Below are 25,777 nucleotides of genomic sequence, written 5' to 3' on the forward strand. Positions count from 1 at the left end.
TGATCTTAACTAGACTGCTCTTCTCCGAACCAACAGATATTGCGAGCAGCCATAATCAGCTCACCGGCCTTCTCGGCGGTCAGCCCTTCGATATCAGCAAGGTCATCGATGCCTTGCTCTGCCAAATCTTCCAGGGTACCGATGCCGCGAGCGGCCAGGGCGTACGCCATTTCACGACCGAGGCCGTTCAGATTGAGCAGTTCTTCGGAAGGTTCAACACCTTCAAAGGATTCTTCTTTGGCCAGCGCCTTGGTAGTCAGGGCGTCTTTGGCACGCTTGCGCAGCTCTTCGACCATGTCTTCATCCAGACCGTCGATGGCCAGCAGCTCGTTGACCGGTACGAAGGCGATCTCTTCCAGGGTGGAGAAGCCCTCTTCCATCAGCAGGCCGGCGAAATCGTCATCGATGTCGAGGGTGCTGGTGAACAGGTTCATGATGCGGTCGTTTTCGGCCTGGTGCTTGGCACGCATGTCCTCGACGGTCATCACGTTCAGTTCCCAACCGGTCAGCTGGGAGGCCAGACGCACGTTCTGACCGTTGCGGCCGATGGCCTGAGCCAGGTTGGCGGCTTCCACGGCGATGTCCATGGTGTGGTTGTCTTCATCGACGATGATGGAGGCCACATCGGCCGGCGCCATGGCGTTGATCACGTACTGGGCCGGGTTGTCATCGTACAGCACAATGTCGGCGCGCTCGCCGCTCAGCTCGGCGGAGACCGCCTGAACACGGGCACCGCGCATGCCGATACAGGCACCGATCGGGTCGATGCGGCGATCGTTGGTCTTCACCGCGATCTTGGCGCGGGAACCCGGATCACGGGCGGCGCCCATGATTTCGATCATCTCTTCGCCGATTTCCGGCACTTCGATGCGGAACAGCTCTTTCAGGAAGTCCGGGCTGGAGCGGCTGACGAACAGCTGGGAACCACGGGCTTCCGGACGCACAGCGTAGAGCAGACCGCGGATGCGGTCACCCGGACGGAAGGTCTCGCGCGGCAGCATGTCGTCGCGGAAGATCACGGCCTCGGCGTTGCTGCCCAGATCCAAGATCACGTTGTCGCGGTTGCTCTTCTTGACCACGCCACTGATGATGGTGCCTTCTTTGTCCTTGAACTGGTCAACGACTTGTGAACGCTCGGCTTCGCGCACTTTCTGCACGATGACCTGCTTGGCGGTCTGGGTGGTAATGCGGTCGAAGGTGACGGAGTCGATCTGATCTTCAACATATTCACCGATCTGGATGTCCGGCTGCTCGATCTGCGCCGCTTCCAGGGTGATCTCGGCGTAGGGGTTTTCCATGGCGGCCTGATCCGCGATGACGACCCAGCGGCGATAGGTGTCGTAGTCGCCGGTCTTGCGATCGATCTCTACCCGAACTTCGATCTCGCCTTCATATTTTTTCTTGGTCGCCGTCGCCAGTGCGGTTTCCAGAGCCTGGAAAATCTTCTCGCGGGGAACCGCCTTCTCGTTGGACACTGCGTCAACGACCAGCAAAATCTCTTTATTCATATCCGATAGCCTCGTTAACCAAAGTTCGGCACTATGTTCGCTTTTTGGATATTGGTGAAAGCCAACACTTCGTCCTTACCATCTACCGTCAGAGTGATCATGTCGCCCTGCACGGCTTTGATTACGCCTTTGAACTTGCGGCGGTTGTTTGTTGCCATCCGAAGCGAAACCGCCGCCTCTTGGCCAACGTATTTTTCGAACTGGGCAACCTTGAACAGGGGACGATCCAGACCCGGGGAGGACACCTCGAGGTAATACTCCTCGGTGATGGGATCCTCGACGTCCATGATGGCGCCAACCTGATGGCTGACTTCTGCACAGTTCTCGACGCTCACGCCATGCTCGCCGTCGATGTAGACGCGCAAGGTGGAGTGTTTACCCGCACGGATAAACTCGATACCCCACAGTTCAAAACCCAAGGCAACGACAGGAGCCTCGAGCAGATCGGTCAAACGTTGTTCCAACGTAGCCAAAGTCACCCTCCGAAAAACAAAAAAAGGGCATAAAGCCCAGATAGAAATAGATTCAGAGTAAATTGCACATAACAAAAAGCCCCGATGTCAAATCGGGGCTTGGCGCTTTACCCTGATTGTCGCCTCGCAGCGACCGCCTTCCTGAGCGTAGGAAATGCGTGAAATTTGGTTGCGGGGGCCGGATTTGAACCGACGACCTTCGGGTTATGAGCCCGACGAGCTACCATGCTGCTCCACCCCGCGTCCGAAATCGTGCGAGATTATAGCCACTTCACTCTCGTCACACAAGACTGACTGGCTATAACACACCTGGTCACCCAGGCTTACTGCTTAATTGGTGCCGTGGGCGGGACTCGAACCCGCACACCCTAGAGCACTACCCCCTCAAGATAGCGTGTCTACCAATTCCACCACCACGGCAAAACTCTTACTCGGGAACGTCAGTGTCTTTCTTTACTGGCGCTTTGCTCTGCTCAACCTGTTGGGTCTGTTGCAGATTTTCCCATTCACTACCCTGTTTGACCTTGTTGCTGGACATAGAGCCAAGCACCAGGCTAATCAAAAAGAACAGAGTAGCCAAAATCGCTGTTGTGCGGGTCAGGAAACTGCCTGAACCACCGGAGCCGAATACGGTATTCGATGCCCCTGCGCCGAAGGAGGCGCCCATGTCAGCCCCTTTACCTTGCTGAATCATCACCAGACCAATCAGAGCCAGTGATACCAGCAGATAAACGACCAAAAGAATCTCGTACATTTAACTTGCACCCTTTGCCGCTTCAACAATTCCTAAAAACGTCTGGTCATCGAGACTTGCTCCACCAATCAGGCCGCCGTCAACGTCGGGCTGGGCAAACAACTCTCTCGCATTGGCCGGTGTCACGCTCCCACCATAGATGATTCTGACTTTCTCACCTATGACCGGAGTATCCTCCGCCAAGCGACCACGTATAAAGGAATGAACCTCTTGTGCCTGCTCGGGTGTGGCGCATTTACCTGTACCTACAGCCCAAATCGGCTCGTAGGCGATGATAGCATTATCGAAAGCCATCGCGCCATTTTTCTCTATGACGATATCCAGCTCTTCGGCAATCACCTCGAAGGTTCTTCTCGCCTGCCTTGCCGCACCCGACTCGCCCAAACAGAGGATTGGAACAAGCCCTGCCGACCTGGCCGCCGCAAACTTCTCTGCGACGATAAAGCTGGTCTCACCAAAGAGACGCCTGCGCTCGGAGTGCCCTACCAATACGTATCGACACCCTGCCTCGACCAGCATCTGACACGAGATTTCACCCGTGTAAGCGCCATGTCTGTGCTGGCTCACATTCTGAGCCCCCAACTTCATCACCCTCTGCTCACCGAGCAGAGCGGCCGTGAAGTCGAGATGCACATGGGATGGACACAAGACCACGTCTACCTGTTCATCAACACCTTTCAGGCATTGGCCGGCAAACTGTTCTAACTGCGACCTACTACCGTGTAACTTCCAGTTGGCTGCTACAAACGGCTTGCGATGTCCCATCGGCAACTCCCTTGCGAAAGCGGGGCTGATAATATCCAGAGGATTGTCAGCTGACAAGCGCTATTTTTAAATTTTTGAATCGCTTGAACAAGATACAACCAGGGCGGCTAAAAAGCCGCCCCATTTGTTCATTAAAACGCCGATTCAACCTGTTGTGCAATGCGTTGTGCCATATCGAGCACCTGTTGCTCGTGCTCCCCCTCCACCATCACGCGGATCAGGGGTTCAGTGCCGGACTTGCGCAGCAGCACACGGCCACGACCGGCCAGCTCCTGTTCCACCCTGGCCACTTCCTGCTGTACGGCGTCAGCCGCCAGCGGATCCTTGCCTTCGGCAAAGCGCACGTTGACCAGCACCTGCGGGAACTTGTTCATGCCGGAGCGCAGCTTGGCCAGCGGCATCTCCGCGGTACAGATGGCGGTCAGCACCTGCAGGGCGGCGACGATGCCATCCCCGGTGGTGGTCTGATCCAGGCAGATGATGTGACCGGAGTTCTCGCCACCGATGCGCCAGCCCTTCTCGTTCATCATCTCCAGCACATAGCGGTCACCCACCTTGGCACGGGCGAACGGAATGCCCAGGGTCTGCAACGCCAGCTCCAGCCCCATGTTGGCCATCAGGGTGCCGACAACACCGCCCTTGAGGCGACCGTTACGCAGGGCATCGCGAGCGATGATGTAGAGGATCTCGTCACCGTCGATGATGTAGCCGGTGTGATCCACCATCACCAGGCGATCGCCATCGCCGTCGAAGGCGACGCCGAGATCAGCCTTGCACTCCAGCACCTTGGCGGCCAGTGCCTCCGGGGCGGTGGAGCCGACACCATCGTTGATGTTGAGACCATCCGGGCTGCAGCCGATGGCGATCACCTCGGCCCCCAGCTCGCGGAAAACGGAAGGCGCGATGTGATAGGTGGCACCGTGGCCGCAATCCACCACCATCTTCAGCCCTTCCAGACTCAGGTTGGAGGGGAAGGTGCTCTTGCAGAATTCGATGTAACGACCGGCCGCATCGTCGATGCGCAGCGCCTTGCCAAGCTCGGCGGACTCCACGCACTTCAGTTCGTGATCCAGCTCGGCTTCGATGGCCAGCTCGACCTCGTCAGGCAGCTTGGTACCGTCGGCGGAGAAAAACTTGATGCCGTTGTCGTAATAGGGGTTGTGGGAAGCACTGATGACGATGCCTGCCTCGGCACGGAAGGTGCGGGTCAGGTAGGCAACGGCCGGGGTGGGCATGGGGCCCATCAGGATGGCCTTGAGACCGGCGGCGGAAAGACCCGCTTCCAGCGCCGACTCCAGCATGTAGCCGGAGATGCGGGTATCCTTGCCGATCAGCACCTTGCGGGTACCCTTCTTGGAGAGCACCTTGCCCGCGGCCCAGCCCAGTTTCATTACGAAATCCGGAGTGATCGGGTATTCACCCACCTTGCCGCGTACACCGTCGGTGCCAAAATACTTTCTTGCCATTGTCTGTTCTCGTTTTTTTATTTGGATATGAAATCTTGTCCCGTCATGACCATCCAGCCGGTGCGCAGAGCATCCATGGTCGCTCGCACGTCGTGCACCCGGATGATCCGGGCACCACGCTGCATCCCGATAAGGGCACAGGCCAGGCTGCCGGCCAGCCGTTCATCAACCGGGCGACCGAGCAGGTTGCCTATCATAGACTTTCGCGACATCCCGACCAAGAGCGGAAGCTGGTAATCGAGCAATGACTCCTGCTGTGCCAGCAGCTGATAGTTGTGCGCAAGGGTCTTGCCAAAACCGTAGCCAGGGTCCAGCAGCAGCTGTTCACGAGCGATGCCGGCCGTCAAGCAGGCGGCGATCCGCTCGTCAAAGAAGGCTCTCACCTCCCCCAACAGATCATCGTAATGGGGCTCGGCCTGCATGGTTCTCGGTTGCCCCTGCATGTGCATCAGACACACGGGGACGTCGGCAGCGGCGGCCGCAGCCAGTGCACCAGGCTCGAGCAGGGCTCGTACGTCGTTGATAAGATGGGCCCCCGCCGCGCAGCCCTCCCGCATGACCGCCGCCTTGGATGTGTCGAGGGAGATCATCACGTCGAGCTCACGTACCATGCGCTCCACCACGGGAAGGACCCTGTCCAGCTCTTCCTGCTCGCTCACGTCGGGCGCGCCGGGACGGGTCGACTCGCCACCGATGTCGATGAGGGTTGCCCCTTCCGCCACCATCTGGCGCGCATGGGTCATCGCACGCTCCAGCTGGTTGAAATGGCCGCCGTCGGAGAAGGAGTCCGGCGTCACGTTGAGGATCCCCATGATGTGGGGACGTTCGAGGGAGAGGCTGAGCCCCTTGCTGATTAGCTGCATCTTCACTTCCATGGACATAAAGAAAAACCCCGGGGCCAGCCCGGGGTTTGTATCATCACGACTTATTTGGCAGGCAGGTCGTTGGCCTTGTCGATATCGACATCGGCAACCTGTTCCGCCTCGGTCACGGTCGGCTTGGGCTCGGGTGCCACAGTCGCACCACCCTGCGGGGTATCGCCGTGCTCGTCATGCCAGTTGCTGGGAGCACGCACTTCGCGACGAGCCATCAGATCATCGATCTGCTTGGCATCGATGGTTTCGTACTTCATCAGCGCATCTTTCATGCTGTGCAGCACGTCCATGTTGTCCAGCAGGATCTGCTTGGCACGGTCGTAGTTGCGGTCGATCACCAGCTTGACCTCGGCATCGATAATGCGGGCGGTGTCATCGGACATGTGCTTGGCCTTGGCCATGCTGCGGCCGAGGAACACCTCGCCATCTTCTTCCGCGTAGAGCATGGGACCGAGACGCTCGGACATGCCCCACTGGGTCACCATCTTGCGGGCGATGTCGGTGGCACGCTCGATGTCGTTGGATGCACCGGTCGACACCTTCTCGGCACCGTAAATCAGCTCTTCCGCCAGACGGCCACCGTACAGGCTGGAGATCATGGACTCCAGATGCTGCTTGGAGTGGCTCCAGCGATCCTGCTCCGGCAGGTACATGGTCACACCCAGCGCACGGCCGCGCGGAATGATGGAGACCTTGTAGACAGGGTCATGATCCGGTACCACGCGACCAATGATGGCGTGACCCGCTTCATGATAAGCCGTCATCTCCTTCTCGGACTCTTTCATCACCATGGAGCGACGCTCTGCGCCCATCATGATCTTGTCCTTCGCCTTCTCGAACTCGGCCATGGACACCACGCGGCGGCTCTCGCGTGCAGAGAACAGAGCGGCTTCGTTGACCAGGTTGGCCAGATCGGCACCGGAGAAACCAGGAGTACCGCGGGCAATCAACGCCGGGTTGACGTCATCCGCCAACGGCACCTTGCGCATATGCACCTTGAGGATCTGCTCGCGGCCACGCACATCCGGCAGACCGACTACGACCTGCCGGTCGAAACGGCCCGGACGCAGCAAGGCAGGATCCAGTACGTCAGGACGGTTGGTAGCGGCGATGACGATGATGCCTTCATTGCCCTCAAAGCCGTCCATCTCGACCAGCATCTGGTTCAGGGTCTGCTCGCGTTCATCGTGACCACCGCCCAGACCGGCGCCACGCTGGCGACCGACGGCGTCAATCTCATCGATGAAGATGATGCAGGGGGAGGATTTCTTGGCCTGCTCGAACATGTCGCGTACCCGGGAGGCACCCACACCCACGAACATCTCGACGAAATCGGAACCCGAAATGGTGAAGAAAGGCACCTTGGCCTCACCCGCAATGGCTTTGGCCAGCAGGGTCTTACCGGTACCGGGAGGGCCTACCAGCAGTACGCCGGTCGGGATCTTGCCGCCCAGTTTCTGGAATTTGCTCGGGTCGCGCAGATAGTCGACCAGCTCCTTGACCTCTTCCTTGGCCTCATCGCAACCTGCTACGTCGGCGAAGGTGGTCTTGATCTGATCCTCACTCATCAGGCGAGCCTTGCTCTTGCCAAACGACATGGCACCTTTGCCACCGCCGCCCTGCATCTGACGCATGAAGAAGACCCAGACACCGATCAGCAGCAGCATCGGGAACCAGGAGATAAAGATGGAGGTGATCAGAGACGGCTCTTCCGGCTTCTCGCCCATCACTTTGACATTGTGATTGAGCATGTCGTTGAGCAGCTGGGGATCCGGCGCCGGGATGATGGTGGTGAAGCGTTCACCGGTGCGCTTGACGCCATTAATGACCTTGCCATCCATCCGTACTTCACGGATCTGCTCTTGGGTCACTTCTTTAACGAAGCTGGAATAGTCCAGCTGGCGACTGGTGGTATCGCTGGGGCTGAAGCTATTGAACACCGACATCAACACGACGGCGATGACCAGCCACAGGATTAGGTTTTTCGCCATGTCACTCAAATCAGTAACCTCGCAGACTGACAGTTAACGATGAAGGTTAGGGTACTACAGTTTAAAACCGGTAGCCACAATGTAGACTTCTCGTGAACGGGCACGAGACGAGTCTGGTTTACGAATCTTGACAGCAGAGAAAAGCTTACGGATTTCATTGAGATAGATGTCAAACCCCTCCCCCTGGAATACCTTGACCACGAAACTGCCGTTGGAACGCAGGACCTGATTGCACATGTCCAGCGCCAGTTCGACCAGATACATGGAACGGGCCTGATCCACCTGCTGGGTACCGCTCATGTTGGGTGCCATGTCGGACATGACGACGTCAACCTTGTCCGGACCGACCCGCTCAAGCAGAGCTCCCAGTACAGTTTCCTCCCGAAAGTCTCCCTGCAGGAAATCGACACCGGCGATGGAATCCATCGGCAGAATATCGCAGGCAATCACCCGCCCCTTGTCACCGACCTGATCGATGGCAAACTGGGACCATCCACCGGGGGCCGCCCCCAGGTCCACCACCGTCATGCCGGGCTTGAGCAGTTTGTCCTTGCCCTGGATCTCGTCGATCTTGAACACGGCACGGGAACGCAGCCCCAACTTCTGGGCTTTCTTGACGTATTGATCGTCAAAATGCTCTTTTAACCAGCGGGTTGAACTGGGGGAATGTTTTTTCTGGGTCATGATTGTCGACTTTAAAAAACCACAAGGGTTATTAGTATTAAGGGCTAAGTGGGGGTAGAATACGCCCCTTTCAACCCTGACTTATGAAGAAATTGCCATGATTCTCAACAATAAACAGAAACAGTACCTCAAGGGCCTTGCCCACAGTCTGAAGCCGGTCGTCCTGCTGGGACAACACGGTCTGACCGAAGGTGTGCTGGCCGAGATCGATCTGGCGCTCAACCACCACGAGCTGATCAAGGTTAAGGTTGCGTCTGAAGATCGTGAGATGAAACAGCTGGTTATGGATGCCATCGTCCGTGAAACCGGCGCGGTGAAAGTACAGAGCATCGGCCACGTGCTGACCATCTACCGTCAGGCCAACGAGCCGAAAATCCAACTGCCCCGCAAGTAACAGGAAAGAGCATCGCTCTTTCCTCTCATTTTCTCTCTTCCCAAGTCGCTTGCCAAAGTAGTCGCCAGGCCCTTAACCTGCGATGAATACTCGTGGAAACCCGCTATGGATCACCATCAGATTCTCACCGAAGATGAACTGGCCATGCTACGGGACTTGGGAAACGATCAGGAGACGGCCGCCGGACAACCCCTGAGCGGTTATCTCGCCACTCCCCTGCTTGGCCTGTTGCAACGCGCCGACCAGCTGGTGCTGGAAGCCCGCTTCGCCGGACACCAGCTCCGCTTCCCGCTGCGTTTCACTCAGGGCGATGACGGCTTCGTCGAACCACGCATCGCAGCCCCCGTCATCAAGGAGCTGGGTTACCCCCATCCGCGCACCTGGCGGCTGGATGAACAGGCCCGCTTCCAGATGGGAGAAGAGGACTACCTGGTGCACAGCCTGTCGCTGGACGGGCTGGTGGTGGAAGGCTTGCCGGCCGAGCTGGCCATGGATACCACGCTGGCAGGCACCCTGCTGATCGAAGGTCTCCCTCCTCTGCCCCTCAGCGCAGAGCCGGTCAGGCGGATCCACCGTCGCAACGGCATACAGGGCTGGGCACTGCACTTCCAGATGGCCAGAGAGGATCTTGAACAGCTGCGCGGCTGGATGTTTCAGCGCCATCAGGACGCCTTCACCCAGGCTTATCAGCCCCGCTGAATACAAACAGGGGAGCCGGGCTCCCCTGTTGCTGGCTGGTCGATACCTCAGAGGTAGGCGACTTCCAGGATCTCGTACTCCACGTCGCCGGACGGTGTCTTGACGATGGCGACATCGTCCACTTCCTTGCCGATCAGGGCGCGGGCAATGGGCGAATTCACGGAGATCATGTTCTGCTTGATGTCCGCCTCGTCGTCACCCACGATGCGGTAGACCACCTCTTCTTCCGTCTCGCTCTTGAGCAGCGTCACGGTCGCCCCGAAGATGATACGACCATTGTTGGTCATCTTGGTGACGTCGATCACCTGGGCGTTGGAGAGCTTGCTCTCAATTTCCTGGATACGGCCTTCACAGAAGCCTTGCTGCTCGCGGGCAGCATGATATTCGGCGTTTTCTTTCAGATCACCATGTTCACGGGCATCTGCAATCGCTTCGATAATCTGCGGACGAAGCTCGGTCTTGAGATATTCGAGCTCTTCACGCAGCTTTTCAGCGCCGCGAACAGTCATCGGAGTATGATTCATAGTCGAAACCTGGGTTGCTTGAAAAGAGAAGCTGCGGCTATCAGAGAGAGCCGCAGCTGTCGGTTCGGATGAGGCATCTTAATATGAAGCCGGCACAAAATCCATGTCGGTCCCTGCGAGGCAGATCGCGCTTTGGCATCACAATTGTCTATGACTATTTCTGCTCCTGGGCGCTGATCGGCGCAGATACCGTCGGTTTGCCCTGCATGATGGAGATCTCCACCCGCCGGTTCATGCGCCGGTTCTCCGGTGTCGTGTTGGGCACCAGCGGCTGAGTATCCGCCATGCCCTGCACCACCAGCCGGCTGCCATCAAAACCGGGCACCTTGATCATCTGGTGGGCCACAGCCACCGCCCGCTGGGAGGAGAGTTCCCAGTTGGACTGGAACAGCTCATCCTCGGTGGCCACGTTGTCGGTATGACCGGAGATGGTGATCTCGCCGGGGACATCCTTGAGCAAGGCGGCAACCTTGCGCACCACAGGCCAGAACTGGGGCTGCAGGAAGGCGGAACCCGCCGGGAAGGCGGCTTTCTCGCGGATCCGGATGATGATCTGCTGGCCCAGCGCCTCGATCTCGATCGCCCCATCCTGGATCTGCGCCTTCATCTGATCCGCCAGCGCCTTGGCCAGCGCATTGGACTGCTCCTGCTGCTGTTTCTGCGCCTCCTGCTGGGTATCGCCCCCCACCAGCTTGTCTTCGCTCTTGTCATGACCGCCAGCCTTGTCGGCATCACCGGGCTGGAATTCCAGCTCGGTCTGGGTCATGTCGATAGTCTGCTGCATGATGGTATCGATGGGTGTTGGTTCCGGGCGACCCGGTCTGAACTCCTGGGCAATGACGGAGGTTCCCTTGGGGATGTCCTTCACCTCGAGAATGTTCTGCACCCCGAACGCCTTCTCCATGGAGCCGGCAATCTGCTTGAACTTCTGCACATCCATCTCGGCAAACGAGAGCAGCAGCACGAAGAAGCACATCAAGAGCGACATCAGATCGGCGAAAGTCCCCATGTAACCGGGCAGCCCGGGGGGTGGACATTTGCAATCAGACATACAGCCCCCTATTCATCGCCATTGTTGCGTTTCGACTGGTTGAGGTAGTTCTGCAACATGGACTGGATCACCCGCGGATTCTGGCCATCCTGGATGCCCATGATGGCGTCCAGCACCAGGCAGCGACTCAGCTTCTCCTCACCGCTGCGCAGCTCCAGCTTGTCGGCGATGGGGATGGCAAGCATGTTGGCCTCGATGGCGCCGTACAGAGTGGTGAGCAAGGCTACCGCCATGGCCGGGCCGATGGATTTGGGATCGCTCATGTTGGCCAGCATGGCCACCAGCCCGACCAGGGTACCGATCATCCCCATGGCCGGCCCCAGATCCCCCAACGACCGAAACACCTTGATGGCGATGACATGACGCTCGGCGGTGAGCTCTATGTCTTTTTCCATCACGGCACGGATGACGTCGGCGTCGTGACCGTCCACCAGCATGTCGATGCCCTTTTTCATGAAGGGGTTGGGCACCTCGGCCGCTTCCAGCGCCAGAAAACCGCCCTTGCGGGCCGCATCGGCCAGCTCGACTGCCTTGACGATCAGATCGTCGAGCTTGTCTCCCTTGTACATGAATGCCTTGCCGGCCACCTTGAACGCCATCAGGAACTGGCCGATGTTGAACTTCATCATGGCGATAAAGATGGAGCCTAACACCGTGATGCAGATTGAAGGAACGTCAATGTACATCCCCACAGGGCCACCCAGCAGCATGCCATAGATGACCACCCCAAATCCCAGCACTATGCCAATCAGACTACCTAGATCCACATCCCTACTCCTGTCAGCTGAAATTTGTTGTATCTGTAGTTTGTTGAATTTTCTGCTATTGGCTCACCAGCGGCAAGGGCCGCTACCATTTTCCCCTTTGGAAGATGGCTTATTATCGGCCACTTTTCCGAGAGTTTAAGCCGATGGCATTTTTCTGCCTCCCCCCTGCCCGCCGTCGATGTTAAGATAAGCCGTTTTTTTCAATCCCCGAGGATGGACATGGCCAGTAAAAAAATCGACCGCCTGAGTTTTGATGCCACTCTGGAAGAGCTGGAAACCATAGTTCATCAACTGGAACAGGGCTCCCTGCCGCTGGAAGAGGCCCTCAAGCAGTTCGAACAGGGCATTCACCTGGTGCGTGCTGGCCAGCAGAAGCTGGAGCAGGCCGAGCAGAAGATCCAGATCCTGCTGACTCAGGCTGATGGCAGCGAGCACGCAGTCCCCTTCCAGCCAGAGCAAGGAGAGGAGTGAGTGACGCTGGACGATTTTTCCCGCCTGCACCGGCAACGTATTGACGACTGTCTCTCTGCACAACTTGAATCCTTGCCACCCATGGCCCCCCGCCTGCGCGATGCCATGCGCTATGGCCTGCTGCTGGGTGGCAAGCGGGTGCGCCCCTTTCTGGTCTACGCCGTCGGCGAGATGCTGGGCGTAAAGCGCGAGCTGCTGGACGGCCCCGCTGCCGCGGTGGAGTGCATCCACGCCTACTCCCTGCTGCACGACGATCTGCCCGCCATGGATGACGACGATCTGCGTCGCGGTCAGCCAACGGTGCACAAGGCGTTTGATGAAGGCACCGCCATTTTGGCCGGTGACGCCCTGCAGACCCTGGCCTTCTCCATTCTGGCTGATCACCCGATGCCGGATTCGCTGCTGGGCAACCGGGTGCGAATGCTGAGCCGGCTGGCCCGCGCCTCGGGTTATCTCGGCATGTGCGGTGGCCAGGCACTGGATCTGCAGGCGGAAGGGCGCCAGATTTCCCTTGCCGAGCTGGAACAGGTACACCGTCACAAGACCGGGGCTCTCATCGAGTGCGCCGTGGCGCTTGGCGCCCTGTGCAAGGCCGACGTGGATGAAACTACCCTGAGCGCGCTGCAAACCTATGCCGCCGCCATCGGTCTCGCCTTCCAGGTGCAGGATGACATCCTCGACATCACGGGCGATACCGCCACCCTCGGCAAGCGACAAGGTTCCGATCTGGCGCTGGAAAAGAGTACCTATCCGGCACTGCTGGGGCTCGACAATGCCCGTGAGCTGGCTCGCGAACTGCATGGTAAAGCCTTAACAGCCTTGCAATCTTTGCCCTACAATACCGACATTCTGGAAGCGTTTGCCGATTACATCATCGAGCGAACCCACTAAACGCTGGATAACAGTAACAATATGAGCGTTGATATAAGCAATTTCCCCAACCTGGCCCTCGCGGATACGCCGGTCGAGTTGCGATCCCTGCCCTTCGAGCGACTGCCCGTGCTGTGCAACGAACTGCGTGAATATCTGCTGCGTTCGGTGAGTCGCTCCAGTGGTCATCTTGCCTCCGGGCTCGGCACCGTCGAACTGACGGTGGCGCTGCACTACGTCTACAACACCCCGTTCGATCGACTGGTGTGGGACGTGGGCCACCAGGCTTATCCCCACAAGATCCTGACCGGTCGCCGCGATCGGATGCAGAGCATCCGCCAGAAAGACGGTTTGCACCCCTTCCCCTGGCGCGGCGAGAGCGAGTATGACGTGCTCTCCGTCGGTCACTCCAGCACCTCCATCGGTGCGGCGCTCGGCATGGCCGTGGCGGCCGAGAGCGAAGGGCTGGGGCGCAAGGTGGTGGCGGTGATCGGCGATGGCGCCATCACCGCCGGCATGGCGTTCGAGGCGCTCAATCACGCCGGCGATGTTCACAAGGACATGCTGGTGGTGCTCAACGACAACGAGATGTCCATCTCCGAGAATGTCGGGGCACTGAACAACCACCTGGCCCGCATCATGTCCGGCAAGCTCTACACCACCATCCGCGAGGGTGGCAAGAAGGTGCTGGCCGGCCTGCCGCCGGTCAAGGAGCTGGCCAAGCGGGCCGAGGAACACCTCAAGGGAATGGTGGTGCCCGGCACCCTGTTCGAGGAGTTCGGCTTCAACTACATAGGTCCCATCGACGGCCACGACATCGAGGCTCTGGTCGAGACCCTGCGCAACATGCGCAATCTCAAGGGGCCGCAGCTGCTGCACGTCAAGACCAAGAAGGGCAAGGGCTACGAGCCCGCCGAGAAGGACCCCATCGGTTATCACGGCGTGCCCAAGTTCAATCCGGACGAGTGCACCCTGCCCAAGGCGAGTGGCGGCAAGCCGAGCTTCTCCGCCATCTTCGGCCAGTGGCTGTGCGACATGGCGGCCAAGGATGAGCGGCTGGTCGGCATCACCCCGGCCATGCGCGAAGGCTCCGGCCTGGTGAAGTTCAGCCAGCAGTATCCGGATCGCTACTTCGACGTGGCCATCGCCGAGCAGCACGCGGTCACCTTCGCCGCCGGTCTCGCCATCGCCGACCAGAAGCCGGTGGTCGCCATCTACTCGAGCTTCCTGCAGCGGGCCTACGACCAGCTGATCCACGATGTGGCGCTGCAAGAGCTGCCGGTGCTGTTCGCCATCGACCGAGCCGGTCTGGTGGGGGCTGACGGCCCGACCCATCAGGGGGCATTCGATATCAGCTTCCTGCGCACCGTGCCCAACATGGTGATCATGACCCCGTCCGACGAGAACGAGTGCCGTCAGATGCTCTACACCGGCTACCAGTGCAACGGGCCGGCGACGGTACGCTACCCCCGCGGCAGCGGCACCGGCATCCAGGTGGAGAGCGAGATGCAGGCGCTGGCGCTCGGCAAGGGGCGGATTGTGCGTCAGGGCAAGGGCACCGCCATCCTGGCGTTCGGCACCCTGCTGCAACAGGCCAAAGCGGCTGCCGAGGCGCTCGACGCCACCCTGGTGGACATGCGTTTCGTCAAGCCGATGGACGAGGCCCTGGTGCTCTCCCTGGCCGCGACCCACGATCAGTTCGTCACCCTCGAGGACAACGCCATCATGGGTGGCGCGGGCTCTGCGGTGAACGAGCTGCTGATGCGCAGCAAACAGTGCAAGCCGGTGCTCAACCTCGGCCTGCCGGATCGCTTCGTGGAGCAGGGTACCCAGGAGGAGATCTACGCTCTGCTGGGGCTCGATGGCGCCGGCATCCAGCGCAGCATCGAGCAGTGGCTGCAGGCTTGATCCCTCAGCACACATAGCAAAAGGGCGCCGTTATGGCGCCCTTTTCGTTTGTCTGTCTCGTTTGTTTATCTGTGACCATCAGCCCTTGTAGAGCTTGGGATTGAACACATCCCGCAGCCAGTCACCCAACAGGTTGATGACCAGCACCAGCACCACCAGGCAGATGCCCGGGAAGGCGGTGATCCACCAGGAGCCGGAGAAGATGTAGTTGAAGCCTACGCTGATGAGCGAGCCCAGCGACGGCTGATCCACCGGCATCCCCAACCCCAGGAAGGAGAGCGCCGCCTCGCTCATGATGGCGTTGGCCACCTGCACCGTGGAGATGACCAGGATCGGCGACAGGCAGTTGGGCAGAATGTGGCGGAACATGATCCGCGGGGCACGAAAGCCCATCACCTTGGCCGCTTCCACATACTCCTTTTTCTTCTCCGCCAGCACCGAGGCGCGCACGGTTCGGGCGTACTGCGGCCACTCGGCGATACCGATGATCACCACCAGCATCAGGATGGCGAACTTCGAGTAGAACTCGGAGCCAAAGGTAGCCTGGAAGATGGCGGAGATGATGATCGCCACCATCATGGTGGAAAACGACAGCTGAACGTCGGCAAAGCGCATCAGCAGGCTGTCGATGCGGCCACCGAAGTAGCCGGCCAGCAGGCCGATGACGATGCCGAGCACCAGCTGCAGCCCCACCGCGAACAGACCTATGGTGAGCGAGATGCGGGCGCCATAGAGGATGGTGCTCCAGATGTCGCGACCCTGGTTGTCGGTACCGAGCCAGAAACGCTCCTCACCCCCTGCCAGCCAGGAGGGCGGCAGTTCGGCATCCATCAGATCGAAGCTGGTCTGGTCATAGACGTTGTACGGGGCGAGCCAAGGCGCCAGCATGGCGGCCAGCACGAATACCACGAACACCGCAAAGCTGAACATGGCTACCTTGTCCCGCAGGAAGTAGTAGACGATGTCGGAATTTTTGAATCGAGCCCAACGGCTTGGGCTTGCAGTTACTGCATTGCTCATGTGCTTACCCCTTAGCGGTCAAGTTGACGGTCGGGTTGATCAACCCGTAGAGCAGGTCGACCAGGGTATTGGTCACCACGAAAATGAGCCCGACGAAGATGACGTAGGCGGTGATGAGGGGCGTATCGACCCGGTGGATCGCCTCGAGGAACAAAAAGCCGGTCCCCGGCCACTGGAACACGCTCTCGGTCAGTATGGTGTAGGCCACCATGGTACCGATCTGCACGCCGCCAACGGTAATGACCGGCAGCATGGTGTTCTTCAGGGCGTGCTGATAGTAGACCTTGTTGTTGTCCAGCCCCTTGGCGCGGGCGAACTTGACGTACTCGGAGGAGAGCTGCTCCAGCATCTCGGAGCGCACCAGCCGGATGAACAGCGGCAGCATGATGGAGGAGAGCGCTACCGCCGGCAGGATCAAATGCTTGATGCCGTCCCAAGTGAAGAAGCCCGACTCCCAGCCCAGCAGATTGTAGGTCTCGCCGCGGCCATAGGCCGGCAGCCAGCCCAGCTGGATGGAGAAGAGGTACATCAGCATGATGGCGGTCAGGAACACCGGGATCGAGATGCCGATGCTGCTCCCCGCCATGATGATCTTGGTCGGTATGCTGTGCGGGCGGATCGCCGAGTAGACCCCAAGCGGAATGGAGACCACCACGATGATCAGCGCAGCGCCAAACACCAGCTCAAGAGTAGCCACCAGCTTGTCGAGGATGACCTCGAGGGCTGGTCGCTTGAAGAAGTAGGAAGTACCCAGATCCCCGTGTACCGCGTTCTTCAAGAAGCGGCTGTATTTGACGAGGAAAGGATCGTTGAGGCCCATCTTCTCGCGCAATTCGTGGCGCTGGGCTTCGGAGACGGATTGTCCCACCAGCTCGCGCAGCGGATCCCCCAGGTTGTCCTGGATGGAGAAGGCGACCAGGCTGATGACGAACATCACTATCACGGCCTGATAGAACCGTTTCAGCAGGAATGTAAACATGCTTGTCCTTCTACGTGGCCTGTGTCATGGCACAGGCTTCTGTTAGCAGGCGGGGTGGCCGGCTGACCACCCCGCCCCGTCCTTCCTTGCGACTTGCGCTTACTTGTTGACCACCAGATCACCCAGGTAAGGGAAGTTCATTACGTTGACCACCGGCTTGATGTCGGCGTTCTTCTTGGCACCGTAGGCCAGATCTTCCCAGTGCAGCGGCACGTAGGCGGCGTCGTCGATCAGCATGGCTTCGACCTTCTTCAGCATCTCGGCGCGCTTGGCCGGGTCGGTCTCGGCGTTGGCCTGCTCGACCAGCTTGTCAGCCTCGGCGTTGGCATAGCCGGCACAGTTGTACTGGCCCATGCCGGTCTTGGCATCCTTGGTGAAGGTCAGGAACTCGAAGAAGTTCGCACTGTCTTCGGTGTCGGAGTGCCAGCCGATCAGCTGCATGTCCGCGGCGCACTTGTCAAACTCCGGCCAGTACTGGGCCACTGGCATGGTCTTCAGATCCACCTTGATGTTGATCTTGGCCAGCATGGCGGAGACGGCCTGGGCAATCTTGACGTCGTTGACGTAGCGGGCAGCCGGGGAGATGAAGCTCATCTTGAAACCCTTCTCGTAGCCGGCTTCCTTCATCAGCTCCTTGGCCTTGGCCAGGTCATATTGGGGCTTGAGCGCCTCGTTGTGACCTGCATAGCCTTTCGGGCTCAGCTGGCCGGCGGGGGTGCCGAAGCCCTTGTTGATCTTCTCGACGATACCCACCTGGTTGATGGCGTAGTTGATCGCCTGACGCACGCGCTTGTCTTTCAGTGCCGGGTTGGTGTTCTGGTTCAGCTCGATGATGATGGCGCGGGTACCGGACAGGGTCACCAGCTGGGTGTCCTTGCCGTTCTTCACGCGCTCCAGATCGTTCGGCGCAACCGGGTAGATCATGTCCACGTCGCCACCCAGCAGGGCCGCCACGCGGGTGGCGTCTTCCTTGATGGGCACCACGGTCAGGTTGTCAACGTTGCCCTTGGAGGCCTTGTCCCAGTAGTTGGCGTTGCGCACGTACTCCAGCTTCACGCCCTGCTCGCGGAACTTGACGCTGAACGGGCCGGTACCGGAGACGTGGGTGGAGGCGTAGGAGTCGCCGTTCTTGACGATCTCGCCCTTGTCCTTGCCCGCCTCTGTCTTGCCGGTATAGAACTTGGAGTCCATCGGGAAGATGTAGGTCACGGTCTGCAGCACCAGCGGGAACGGCTTGGCGGTGACGAGATCCACTGTGTACTCATCGACCTTCTTCACTTCGGCGATGGGGTCGAAGATGGCCTTGAAGTCGACGGAGGACTTCAGACGGTTGACGGTCCACACCACGTCGTCGGCGGTGAAGTCGTTGCCAGAGTGGAACTTGACGCCCTTGCGCAGGAAGAAGCGGACGGTCTTGTCGTCGATGCGCTCATACTTCTCGGCCAGGCGCGGCTCGAACTGCAGGTCCTGGGTGTAACGCATCAGCGGATCGAACACCAGGTGGGACATCTCCAGGGTCTGACCGGAGAGCTGCTCCTGCGGGTCCAGCGAGGTGGCGTCAGAGGCGACACCGACCTTGATGTCGACAGCGGAGACGTTAAAGGCGAAACCGGCGGCAAACAGCGCCAGTGCAATCTTGGACAATCCTTTTTTCATTGTTTTCTCCATGCTTTTGGCTTTTTTATTGACATAGATACCGGCGAGCCGGTGCTTTCCTAGCTTGCGATTTCCAGCCCCTCGCGGGACATTCCCTTGAACTCCGGCATGAGGGAGATCAGCTTGCGGCTGTACTCATGCTCGGCATTGGTAAACAGTTTCTCGGTCTCGGCCACCTCCACCAGGTGACCGTGCTGCATCACCCCGATGCGATCGCACATCTGGCGGATGACTGGCAGATCGTGGCTGATGAACAGCATGGTGAGGCCAAGCTCCTGCTGCAGATCCTTGAGCAGGTTCAGGATCTGGGCCTGCACCGACACATCCAGCGCCGAGGTGGGCTCGTCGCAGATGAGGAAACGGGGCCGGGTCGCCAGGGCGCGGGCGATGGAGATGCGCTGACGCTGACCACCGGAAAACTCGTGGGGATATTTGACCCCGGCACCGCGGCCGAGCCCCACGTGATCCAGCAGATCCCCCACTATGCCGGCGATCTGGCTCTCGCTGCTCGCCAGCTTGTGGAAGCGGATCGGCTCGGCAATGATGTCGCGCACCTTCATGCGCGGGTTCATCGACGAATAAGGGTTCTGGAACACCATCTGCATCTGGCGACGCAGCGGGCGACGCTCATGCTCGCCCTTGAGGGCGGTCAAGTCGATCCCCTCGAAGAAGATCTTGCCGGTATCCGGCGGATAGAGGCCGGTGATGGCGCGGGCGATGGTCGACTTGCCGGAGCCAGACTCCCCCACCAGGCCGAAGGTCTCACCTTCGAAGATCTCGAAGCTGATGTTGTTGCAGGCGCGCACATACTGGCGACGACTCGGGAAGAAGGAGTCCTTGGTGACGAACTTCAGATCCACGTTCTCCACCCGCAGCAGCGCCCCTTCATAGGCGCGCTCGTCCTGGCTCTGACCGAGCCAGTGGGTCTTGAGATCGATGCTGGTATCCGCCGCACCGGCATCCTCGATATAGGAGACCAGCGGGAAGCGCACCAGCTTCACATCCGAGCGGGGCACCGCCGAGATGAGGCTGCGGGTATAAGGGTGGTTGGGGCGACCCAGCACCTGTTCCGTGGTGCCGAACTCCACCAGATCGCCGCGATACATGACCGCCACCTTGTCGGTGACGTTGGAGACCACGCCCATGTCGTGGGTCACCAGCATGCAGCCCACCTGCCGCTCCTTGCAGAGGGTGCGGATGAGCTGGAGGATCTGATCCTGGATGGAGACGTCCAGCGCCGTGGTCGGCTCGTCGGCGATGATGAGCTCGGGATCGCCGGAGAGGGCGATGGCAATCACCACCCGCTGGCGCATGCCGCCGGAGAACTGGTGCGGATACTGCTTGATGCGCAGCTCCGGGCTCGGGATTCCGACCGACTTCATCAGCTCGAGTGCCTTGGCAAAGGCCGCGTCACGTGACAGGTCGGTGTTGGCGAGGATGGTTTCAACCAGCTGATGTTCGACGGTGAACAGCGGGTTGAGGGAGGTCATGGGATCCTGAAAGATGAAACCGATGCGCGAGCCGCGAATGGCCCGCATCTCGTTCTGGCTCTTGCCGGAGATGAGCTCGCCATTGAGGTAGATATCGCCACGGGCGATGCGACCCGGCGGGCTCAGGAGATCGATGACGGCGTTGCCGATGGTGGACTTGCCGGCGCCGGATTCACCCACGACACCGACTATCTCCCCTTTTTCGATGGAGAAAGAGAGATCCTTCACTGCGGCCAGTACCCCGTAGCGGGAGGGATACTCGATCCGCAAGTTTTTCACTTCGAGCAAGGACATGGTTACCTCTGCGGGGGACATCCGTCCCAAATAATTCGTCCGTAAATCGGCCGCAGATGCCGGTCGTGCCTTGGCGTGATCGTGAGTGTTTGATATGACGACTAAACGCTCAATCCATGAGACAACGAAACCAGCGATCCGGGCGGGTTTTTTGCATTTTTTTGGAATAACCCGCGAGTAACTTAGACGGTTTGACGGCGAGTGTAAATGATCGGGTTATACAATTTCGCAATACTTTGCTCAGTTAGCAGCCAGCGCCGCAGTCATAAGTGATGATTACAATCACATATCCAGACTTTATGACCACACAAATGACGATTTAGTGCTTTTACTTTCAACAAGGGTGTAACAGGCGGGAATATTCACTATTGACACAATAGTCTCAAGCCTCGAATGAGTAGTGAATATTTATGTGAAATGATTTTTTAACGGCAGCATATGCCGATGAATGAAAACTAAACAGAGATAAATAGGGGGATGCCAGCGCGGCATTCCCCCTCGTAATCCCCGTCACCCCAGCCAGTATGCCAGCAATTGCATACAAAACAGGGCGAACAGGGCGGCGATGAGATCGTCGAGCATGATGCCGAAGCCACCGTGGATGCGGCGATCAAACCAGGAGATGGGCCAGGGCTTGAGCACGTCGAACAGGCGAAACAGCACGAAGCCGGCCAGCACCCACTCCCAGCCGGCCGGCGCCGCTATCATGGTGACGCCAAAGCCGATTACCTCGTCCCAGACGATGGCGCCGTGATCCGGCATACCGATGGCATCGGTGGCGCTCTGACAGATGCGGATGCCCACCACGAAGCCCACCACCAGCAGGGCGATGAACCAGAAGGTTGGCAAGCCGCTCACCAGCAGGTAGAGGGGGATGGCGGCCAGCGTCCCCATGGTGCCGGGCGCCTTGGGCGAGAGGCCGGAGCCAAACCCCACCGCCAGGAAGTGAAGCGGGTTCCTGAGGTTCAACCGCTTCAGCTCGGGCTTTATCATGAACCAGCTCATGCGAAGTGATCCCACCCTTTCAGCGTCAGCTCGACCGGCTGCTCGCCGTGCAGATAGTCGATGCCGGGCTCACCGGCCAGGATCCGGCCGATGCGGGTGAACTTGACGCCGCAGTTGGCCAGCGCCGTATCCAGCGCGCCGCGATGCTCCTCCGGCACGGTGAAGCAGAGCTCGTAGTCATCGCCACCGGCCAGCGCCAGCTGCCAGGCATCCTGCTCGCTCACCGCATCCTGCAGCACGGGTGAGAGCGGCAGCAGACCGAGATCGATCTGGGCCCGCACGCCGGACGCCTTGAGCACGTGGCCGAGATCCGAGGCCAGGCCGTCGGAGAGATCCAGCGCGCTGCTGGCCAGTCCGCGCAGAGCCTGTCCGGCCAGAATGCGGGGATGGGGATGGTCGAGGCGAGGCAGCACGGCCGCCAGCTGGTTCTCGTTGAGGGTGCGCTTGGCCAGCAGGTGGGAGAGCGCCAGCGCAGCATCCCCCAGGGTGCCGGTAACATAGACACCGTCACCGGCCTTGGCACCGCTGCGCAGCAGGGCACGGCCGGCCGGCACCGACCCCTTGACCGATACCGTGATGGAGAGCGGGCCGCGGGTCATGTCCCCGCCCACCAGTGCCACATTGTAGTATTCGGCAAGCTCGAGGAAACCTTCCGCAAAACCGGCCACCCAGGCTTCGTTGACGGTGGGCAGGGTCAGCGCCAGCGACACCCAGCGCGGCTCGGCGCCCATGGCGGCCAGATCGGAGAGATTGACCGCCAGCGCCTTGTAGCCGAGGTCTACCGGATCCATGTCGGGAAAGAAGTGTACGCCGCTCACCAGGGTATCCGTGCTCACCGCCAGCTGGGTGTCGGGGGGCAGGGTCAGCAGGGCGCAGTCGTCTCCAGGACCCATCACCACGTCCTTGCGGGCGTGGGGGACCTTGAAGTACTTATCAATCAGCTCAAATTCACCCATACAGTAAAAAGCCAGCGATTAAGCTGGCTCCTCTATTAGATGCTGTTGCAGCTCTTGCTGCGAGACCGTGCTCAAGGCTGGTCGCTGCCGGGCTCTTCATGTATTTCCATACACGCCGGCCTGGCGCTGCGCTTCACCTTGCTGACGACGGCTCGCGACAGAGCATCGATCAGCATGGAATGCTGATGAACAGGGATCAGCGCTTGTCCAGCGACTTGATCACCTTGTCCAGTACACCGTTGACAAACTTGTGGCTGTCATCGGCAGCAAAGGCTTTGGCCAGCTCGATCGCTTCGTTGATCACCACGCGCGGCGGCACATCATCACGACGGGTCAGCTCATAGGTCGCCAGACGCAGGATCGCCTTGTCCACCATGTCCACTTCTTCCAGCGGACGGGAGAGGAAAGGTGCGAAGACCTTGTCCAGCTCGTTGCAGTGGAGGGCTACCCCGAACAGCAGATCGCGGAAGTAGTTCAGATCCACACCCTTGGTGTCCTGATCGATCTTGAACTGCTCTTCGATGTCGCCCACGTTGGCCTTGGTCATCTGCCACTGGTAGATGGCCTGGGTGGCGCAATGGCGGGCCTTGCGGCGCTCAGACGGTTTCAATGCATTTCTCCTCGTTACACGTCCAGTTCTTTCAGGACGTTGATCATTTCGAGCGCTGCCAGTGCAGCCTCTGCACCCTTGTTACCCGCCTTGGTACCTGCACGCTCGATGGCTTGTTCAATGTTTTCAGTGGTCAGTACGCCGAAGGCAACCGGAATTTCATATTCCATCATTACCTGGGCCATGCCCTTGCTGTTCTCGTTGGCGACCAGATCGAAGTGGTAGGTGCCGCCACGAATGACGGTGCCGACTGCCACGATGGCGTCATACTTGCCGCTCTTGGCCAGTTTCTTGATGACCAGCGGCATTTCAACCGCGCCCGGCACTTTCACCAGGGTCAGGTTGCTGTCCTGTACCTGGCCTTGACGCTTCAGTACGTCCAGTGCACCACTCACCAGGCTGTCGTTGATGAAACTGTTGAAACGAGCAACGACAATCGCAACGCGCGCTTCAGGAGCGGCGATATTTCCTTCGATAACCTTCATTGGAAATCCTGTATCTGTGAAAGCAAAAGGGCCGGAGTCAAAAGTGCGCACATTCTAGCACAACAGACCCACGACAAAAAACCATGGCCGCAACGGGCGGCCATGAGGATGATTTCAGCCGTATGCGGCGCTTACTCGCCGACGTACTCCACCACTTCCAGGCCGAAGCCGCCGAGAGCATGGTACTTCTTCGGCGAGCTCAGCAGGCGCATCTTGCCCACCCCCAGCGCCTTGAGGATCTGGGAGCCGACGCCGACCCGGCGCGAGGTGCCCTGCCACTTGGCCCCTTCCGGCGCCAACCCCTTGTCGGCGGCCTCGAAGCCCTTGACCCGGGCCAGCAGCTCGGCGCCGTGGGCTTCCGCCCCCAGGATCACCAGCACTCCGCCCTCGTCGGCAATGCGGGCCATGGATTTGGGCAGCGGCCAGCTGCGGGCGGCGTGGCGGTCGGTCTGCAGCAGATCGCTCAGCACGTCGTGCAGATGGACCCGCACCAGGGTCGGCTGGTCGGCCAGCACCTCACCCTTCTTCAGGGCGAAGTGCACCTGGTTGTCGATGGTGTCGCGGAAGGTGATGAGGTCAAACTCGCCATATTCGGTGGGCAACTTGCACTCGGCCACCTTCTCGACTGTGGTCTCGTGCTGGTTGCGGTATTCGATGAGATCCGCAATGGTGCCAAGCTTGATGCCGTGCTGCTCGGCGAAGATCTCGAGATCAGGGCGGCGCGCCATGGTGCCGTCTTCGTTCAAGATCTCGACGATGACGGAAGCGGCCTCGTAACCGGCCAGCCGGGCCAGGTCACAACCCGCCTCGGTGTGGCCGGCGCGAGTCAGCACGCCACCATCCTGAGCCATCAGCGGGAAGATGTGGCCGGGTTGCACCAGATCAGAAGCCTTGGCATCGGGCGCCACTGCCGCCTGCACGGTGACGGCGCGGTCGGCGGCGGAGATGCCGGTGGTCACCCCTTCGGCCGCTTCGATGGTCACGGTGAAGGCGGTGGAGAACTGGGCGTTGTTGCGGTCGACCATCAGCGGCAGCGCCAGCTGCTTGCAGCGATCCCGGGTCAGGGTCAGACAGATGAGCCCCCGGCCGTAACGGGCCATGAAGTTGATATCTTCCGGGCGGACACAGGAGGCGGCCATGATGAGGTCCCCTTCGTTCTCCCTGTCTTCGTCATCCATCAGGATCACCATCTTGCCAGCCTTGATATCGGCAATGATTTCCTGGGTCGTGCTCAGCGCCATGGGCTACTCCATCAACATGCTTCGGGGATTGAGCCAGTCGGCTCGACGTGATACTGCCTATTGTGCTCTAGATGGGGCACGCGGGGCCCCATTTCAATCGGAGCGGGATCACAGAAAAGCGTTTTTCCCGCCGAGGTTCCGTCACAGGAAACCGGAGCGAGCCAGCTTCTCCAGGGTCAGGGTGGAGGCACTGCTCTCCTGGCGCTGACCCGTCATCAGCCGCTCCAGATAGCGGGCTATCTGATCCACCTCGAGATTGACGCTCCTGCCCGGCTTCCAGCCAGCTATGGTGGTCTCCTGGGCGGTGTGGGGCACGATGGTCAGCCGAAACAGATCCCCCTGCACGGCGTTGACGGTGAGGCTGATGCCGTCCACCGCGATGGAGCCCTTCTCGGCGATGTAGCGGGAGAGCTCCGTCGGCGCCTTGATCCAGTACTCGATGGCACGGCCACTGCTGGAGACGCTCTTGACCTCCCCCACCCCGTCCACGTGGCCGGAGACCAGGTGACCGCCGAGGCGGGAGGTGGGCATCAGCGCCTTCTCGAGGTTGACCCGATCGCCCACCTTGGCGGCAGAAAAACCGGTGCGAGAGAGGGTTTCCAGCGACACGTCGGCGGTATAACGCTTGTCGCCCAGGGCGATCACGGTGAGGCAGACGCCGTTGGTGGCGATGGAGTCGCCGAGCTTGACGTCGCCAAAATCCAGGGTGGGTGCGTACACGGTGAGGGCCATGTCTTCGCCCTGGCGACGCAGCTCGGCCAGGGTTCCCACCGCTTCGATAATTCCGGTAAACATGCAGATCACCTTGCTGATGACGGGGGCGGCAATGCCCCCTTTAACA

26 protein-coding genes and 2 tRNA genes are annotated in these 25,777 nt (G+C 59.7%); 5 read left to right on the forward strand and 23 right to left on the reverse strand.

Annotation, left to right across the window (positions count from 1 at the left end; translation table 11 throughout):
- Positions 1–5 precede the first annotated feature (5 nt).
- The 10 genes from nusA to rlmE all read right to left on the reverse strand — a co-directional run bounded on the left by nusA (position 6) and on the right by rlmE (position 8,516).
- Entirely contained in the window at positions 6–1,508 is a 1,503-nt protein-coding gene (gene nusA, locus AB5Y81_RS16455; protein ID WP_005298150.1) for a transcription termination factor NusA, read from the reverse strand.
- A 14-nt stretch (positions 1,509–1,522) separates the two neighbouring features.
- Positions 1,523–1,981: a ribosome maturation factor RimP gene (gene rimP, locus AB5Y81_RS16460; protein WP_005298148.1), complete on the reverse strand. Its 459-nt coding sequence runs from the start codon at positions 1,979–1,981 to the stop codon at positions 1,523–1,525.
- A gap of 166 nt (positions 1,982–2,147) precedes the next feature.
- A tRNA-Met gene (locus AB5Y81_RS16465) sits at positions 2,148–2,224 on the reverse strand.
- A 92-nt stretch (positions 2,225–2,316) separates the two neighbouring features.
- Positions 2,317–2,401 (reverse strand) — tRNA-Leu (locus AB5Y81_RS16470).
- 7 nt (positions 2,402–2,408) lie between these two features.
- The gene (gene secG, locus AB5Y81_RS16475) at positions 2,409–2,735 is read right to left on the reverse strand and encodes a preprotein translocase subunit SecG (protein WP_010633113.1); all 327 of its coding nucleotides are present in this window, start codon (positions 2,733–2,735) and stop codon (positions 2,409–2,411) included.
- A complete protein-coding gene (tpiA, locus tag AB5Y81_RS16480; protein ID WP_279485381.1) occupies positions 2,736–3,500 on the reverse strand; it encodes a triose-phosphate isomerase in 765 nt (254 codons plus the stop codon).
- A gap of 131 nt (positions 3,501–3,631) precedes the next feature.
- Positions 3,632–4,966, reverse strand: a complete 1,335-nt coding sequence (gene glmM, locus AB5Y81_RS16485) for a phosphoglucosamine mutase (protein WP_279485380.1) — start codon at positions 4,964–4,966, stop codon at positions 3,632–3,634.
- 17 nt (positions 4,967–4,983) lie between these two features.
- A complete protein-coding gene (folP, locus tag AB5Y81_RS16490) occupies positions 4,984–5,829 on the reverse strand; it encodes a dihydropteroate synthase (RefSeq protein WP_279485379.1) in 846 nt (281 codons plus the stop codon).
- Between the two features lie 62 nt (positions 5,830–5,891).
- Positions 5,892–7,841, reverse strand: coding sequence for an ATP-dependent zinc metalloprotease FtsH (ftsH, locus tag AB5Y81_RS16495; RefSeq protein WP_279485378.1), 1,950 nt, complete (start codon positions 7,839–7,841; stop codon positions 5,892–5,894).
- Between the two features lie 45 nt (positions 7,842–7,886).
- Entirely contained in the window at positions 7,887–8,516 is a 630-nt protein-coding gene (gene rlmE / locus AB5Y81_RS16500) for a 23S rRNA (uridine(2552)-2'-O)-methyltransferase RlmE (protein WP_005298136.1), read from the reverse strand.
- 97 nt (positions 8,517–8,613) lie between these two features.
- Here rlmE and yhbY point away from each other — a divergent pair, with 97 nt between their 5' ends.
- Both yhbY and AB5Y81_RS16510 read left to right on the forward strand, forming a co-directional pair.
- Positions 8,614–8,910 carry a ribosome assembly RNA-binding protein YhbY gene (yhbY, locus tag AB5Y81_RS16505; protein WP_005298134.1) on the forward strand — a complete coding sequence of 99 codons (297 nt, stop codon included), beginning with the start codon at positions 8,614–8,616 and terminating at the stop codon, positions 8,908–8,910.
- Between the two features lie 105 nt (positions 8,911–9,015).
- Positions 9,016–9,609: a hypothetical protein gene (locus tag AB5Y81_RS16510; RefSeq protein WP_010633109.1), complete on the forward strand. Its 594-nt coding sequence runs from the start codon at positions 9,016–9,018 to the stop codon at positions 9,607–9,609.
- Positions 9,610–9,656: 47 nt separating this feature from the next.
- On the opposite strand, the gene greA is transcribed toward AB5Y81_RS16510, so the two are convergent.
- From greA to pomA, 3 genes are all read right to left on the reverse strand, one after another.
- The gene (gene greA / locus AB5Y81_RS16515) at positions 9,657–10,133 is read right to left on the reverse strand and encodes a transcription elongation factor GreA (protein WP_005298120.1); all 477 of its coding nucleotides are present in this window, start codon (positions 10,131–10,133) and stop codon (positions 9,657–9,659) included.
- A 154-nt stretch (positions 10,134–10,287) separates the two neighbouring features.
- On the reverse strand, positions 10,288–11,184 hold the full coding sequence (locus tag AB5Y81_RS16520; protein ID WP_005298118.1) for a flagellar motor protein MotB: 897 nt from the start codon (positions 11,182–11,184) through the stop codon (positions 10,288–10,290).
- Between the two features lie 8 nt (positions 11,185–11,192).
- The gene (gene pomA, locus AB5Y81_RS16525; protein ID WP_005298116.1) at positions 11,193–11,951 is read right to left on the reverse strand and encodes a flagellar motor protein PomA; all 759 of its coding nucleotides are present in this window, start codon (positions 11,949–11,951) and stop codon (positions 11,193–11,195) included.
- Positions 11,952–12,170: 219 nt separating this feature from the next.
- Here pomA and xseB point away from each other — a divergent pair, with 219 nt between their 5' ends.
- The 3 genes from xseB to dxs are packed head-to-tail and all read left to right on the forward strand — an operon-like array spanning position 12,171 to position 15,200.
- The gene (gene xseB / locus AB5Y81_RS16530) at positions 12,171–12,422 is read left to right on the forward strand and encodes an exodeoxyribonuclease VII small subunit (RefSeq protein WP_005298113.1); all 252 of its coding nucleotides are present in this window, start codon (positions 12,171–12,173) and stop codon (positions 12,420–12,422) included.
- Entirely contained in the window at positions 12,423–13,313 is an 891-nt protein-coding gene (gene ispA / locus AB5Y81_RS16535; RefSeq protein ID WP_279485377.1) for a (2E,6E)-farnesyl diphosphate synthase, read from the forward strand. It abuts the gene before it with no gap.
- Positions 13,314–13,334: 21 nt separating this feature from the next.
- Complete coding sequence (gene dxs, locus AB5Y81_RS16540; protein ID WP_139752264.1) at positions 13,335–15,200, forward strand: 1-deoxy-D-xylulose-5-phosphate synthase; 1,866 nt, start codon at positions 13,335–13,337, stop codon at positions 15,198–15,200.
- Between the two features lie 78 nt (positions 15,201–15,278).
- Here dxs and AB5Y81_RS16545 read toward each other — a convergent pair whose 3' ends face one another.
- The 10 genes from AB5Y81_RS16545 to AB5Y81_RS16590 all read right to left on the reverse strand — a co-directional run bounded on the left by AB5Y81_RS16545 (position 15,279) and on the right by AB5Y81_RS16590 (position 25,731).
- Positions 15,279–16,220 carry an ABC transporter permease gene (locus tag AB5Y81_RS16545; RefSeq protein ID WP_010633105.1) on the reverse strand — a complete coding sequence of 314 codons (942 nt, stop codon included), beginning with the start codon at positions 16,218–16,220 and terminating at the stop codon, positions 15,279–15,281.
- A gap of 4 nt (positions 16,221–16,224) precedes the next feature.
- A complete protein-coding gene (locus AB5Y81_RS16550) occupies positions 16,225–17,199 on the reverse strand; it encodes an ABC transporter permease (RefSeq protein WP_054545417.1) in 975 nt (324 codons plus the stop codon).
- Positions 17,200–17,298: 99 nt separating this feature from the next.
- Positions 17,299–18,855, reverse strand: coding sequence for an ABC transporter substrate-binding protein (locus AB5Y81_RS16555; RefSeq protein WP_279485376.1), 1,557 nt, complete (start codon positions 18,853–18,855; stop codon positions 17,299–17,301).
- 59 nt (positions 18,856–18,914) lie between these two features.
- A complete protein-coding gene (locus AB5Y81_RS16560) occupies positions 18,915–20,639 on the reverse strand; it encodes an ABC transporter ATP-binding protein (protein WP_017783738.1) in 1,725 nt (574 codons plus the stop codon).
- Positions 20,640–21,149: 510 nt separating this feature from the next.
- Positions 21,150–21,644 carry a phosphatidylglycerophosphatase A gene (locus AB5Y81_RS16565; RefSeq protein WP_021465920.1) on the reverse strand — a complete coding sequence of 165 codons (495 nt, stop codon included), beginning with the start codon at positions 21,642–21,644 and terminating at the stop codon, positions 21,150–21,152.
- Positions 21,641–22,600: a thiamine-phosphate kinase gene (thiL, locus tag AB5Y81_RS16570; RefSeq protein ID WP_010633101.1), complete on the reverse strand. Its 960-nt coding sequence runs from the start codon at positions 22,598–22,600 to the stop codon at positions 21,641–21,643. Before thiL ends, AB5Y81_RS16565 begins: the two co-directional genes overlap by 4 nt.
- Positions 22,601–22,796: 196 nt before the next feature.
- A complete protein-coding gene (gene nusB / locus AB5Y81_RS16575) occupies positions 22,797–23,210 on the reverse strand; it encodes a transcription antitermination factor NusB (protein ID WP_005298096.1) in 414 nt (137 codons plus the stop codon).
- A gap of 14 nt (positions 23,211–23,224) precedes the next feature.
- Positions 23,225–23,695 (reverse strand): 6,7-dimethyl-8-ribityllumazine synthase, encoded by a 471-nt coding sequence (gene ribE / locus AB5Y81_RS16580; protein WP_010633100.1) that lies wholly within the window; start codon positions 23,693–23,695, stop codon positions 23,225–23,227.
- A 131-nt stretch (positions 23,696–23,826) separates the two neighbouring features.
- Entirely contained in the window at positions 23,827–24,936 is a 1,110-nt protein-coding gene (ribBA, locus tag AB5Y81_RS16585) for a bifunctional 3,4-dihydroxy-2-butanone-4-phosphate synthase/GTP cyclohydrolase II (protein ID WP_219325233.1), read from the reverse strand.
- 141 nt (positions 24,937–25,077) lie between these two features.
- Positions 25,078–25,731, reverse strand: coding sequence for a riboflavin synthase (locus AB5Y81_RS16590; RefSeq protein ID WP_042006884.1), 654 nt, complete (start codon positions 25,729–25,731; stop codon positions 25,078–25,080).
- Between the last annotated feature and the right edge of the window lie 46 nt (positions 25,732–25,777).

Source organism: Aeromonas sp. s2 (assembly GCF_040907935.1).
Taxonomy (GTDB): Bacteria; Pseudomonadota; Gammaproteobacteria; order Enterobacterales; family Aeromonadaceae; genus Aeromonas; species Aeromonas dhakensis.

Coding starts and splice junctions, on each gene's coding strand:
- AB5Y81_RS16555 (WP_279485376.1), bottom strand. CDS start 18,855: ATGAAAAAAGGATTGTCCAAGATTGCACTGGCGCTGTTTGCCGCCGGT.
- tpiA (WP_279485381.1), bottom strand. CDS start 3,500: ATGGGACATCGCAAGCCGTTTGTAGCAGCCAACTGGAAGTTACACGGT.
- AB5Y81_RS16510 (WP_010633109.1), top strand. CDS start 9,016: ATGGATCACCATCAGATTCTCACCGAAGATGAACTGGCCATGCTACGG.
- yhbY (WP_005298134.1), top strand. CDS start 8,614: ATGATTCTCAACAATAAACAGAAACAGTACCTCAAGGGCCTTGCCCAC.
- glmM (WP_279485380.1), bottom strand. CDS start 4,966: ATGGCAAGAAAGTATTTTGGCACCGACGGTGTACGCGGCAAGGTGGGT.
- AB5Y81_RS16560 (WP_017783738.1), bottom strand. CDS start 20,639: ATGTCCTTGCTCGAAGTGAAAAACTTGCGGATCGAGTATCCCTCCCGC.
- folP (WP_279485379.1), bottom strand. CDS start 5,829: ATGCAGCTAATCAGCAAGGGGCTCAGCCTCTCCCTCGAACGTCCCCAC.
- secG (WP_010633113.1), bottom strand. CDS start 2,735: ATGTACGAGATTCTTTTGGTCGTTTATCTGCTGGTATCACTGGCTCTG.
- AB5Y81_RS16590 (WP_042006884.1), bottom strand. CDS start 25,731: ATGTTTACCGGAATTATCGAAGCGGTGGGAACCCTGGCCGAGCTGCGT.
- greA (WP_005298120.1), bottom strand. CDS start 10,133: ATGAATCATACTCCGATGACTGTTCGCGGCGCTGAAAAGCTGCGTGAA.
- AB5Y81_RS16565 (WP_021465920.1), bottom strand. CDS start 21,644: ATGAGCTGGTTCATGATAAAGCCCGAGCTGAAGCGGTTGAACCTCAGG.
- xseB (WP_005298113.1), top strand. CDS start 12,171: ATGGCCAGTAAAAAAATCGACCGCCTGAGTTTTGATGCCACTCTGGAA.
- nusA (WP_005298150.1), bottom strand. CDS start 1,508: ATGAATAAAGAGATTTTGCTGGTCGTTGACGCAGTGTCCAACGAGAAG.
- ribE (WP_010633100.1), bottom strand. CDS start 23,695: ATGAAGGTTATCGAAGGAAATATCGCCGCTCCTGAAGCGCGCGTTGCG.
- AB5Y81_RS16550 (WP_054545417.1), bottom strand. CDS start 17,199: ATGTTTACATTCCTGCTGAAACGGTTCTATCAGGCCGTGATAGTGATG.
- thiL (WP_010633101.1), bottom strand. CDS start 22,600: ATGGGTGAATTTGAGCTGATTGATAAGTACTTCAAGGTCCCCCACGCC.
- AB5Y81_RS16520 (WP_005298118.1), bottom strand. CDS start 11,184: ATGTCTGATTGCAAATGTCCACCCCCCGGGCTGCCCGGTTACATGGGG.
- AB5Y81_RS16545 (WP_010633105.1), bottom strand. CDS start 16,220: ATGAGCAATGCAGTAACTGCAAGCCCAAGCCGTTGGGCTCGATTCAAA.
- rlmE (WP_005298136.1), bottom strand. CDS start 8,516: ATGACCCAGAAAAAACATTCCCCCAGTTCAACCCGCTGGTTAAAAGAG.
- ribBA (WP_219325233.1), bottom strand. CDS start 24,936: ATGGCGCTGAGCACGACCCAGGAAATCATTGCCGATATCAAGGCTGGC.
- dxs (WP_139752264.1), top strand. CDS start 13,335: ATGAGCGTTGATATAAGCAATTTCCCCAACCTGGCCCTCGCGGATACG.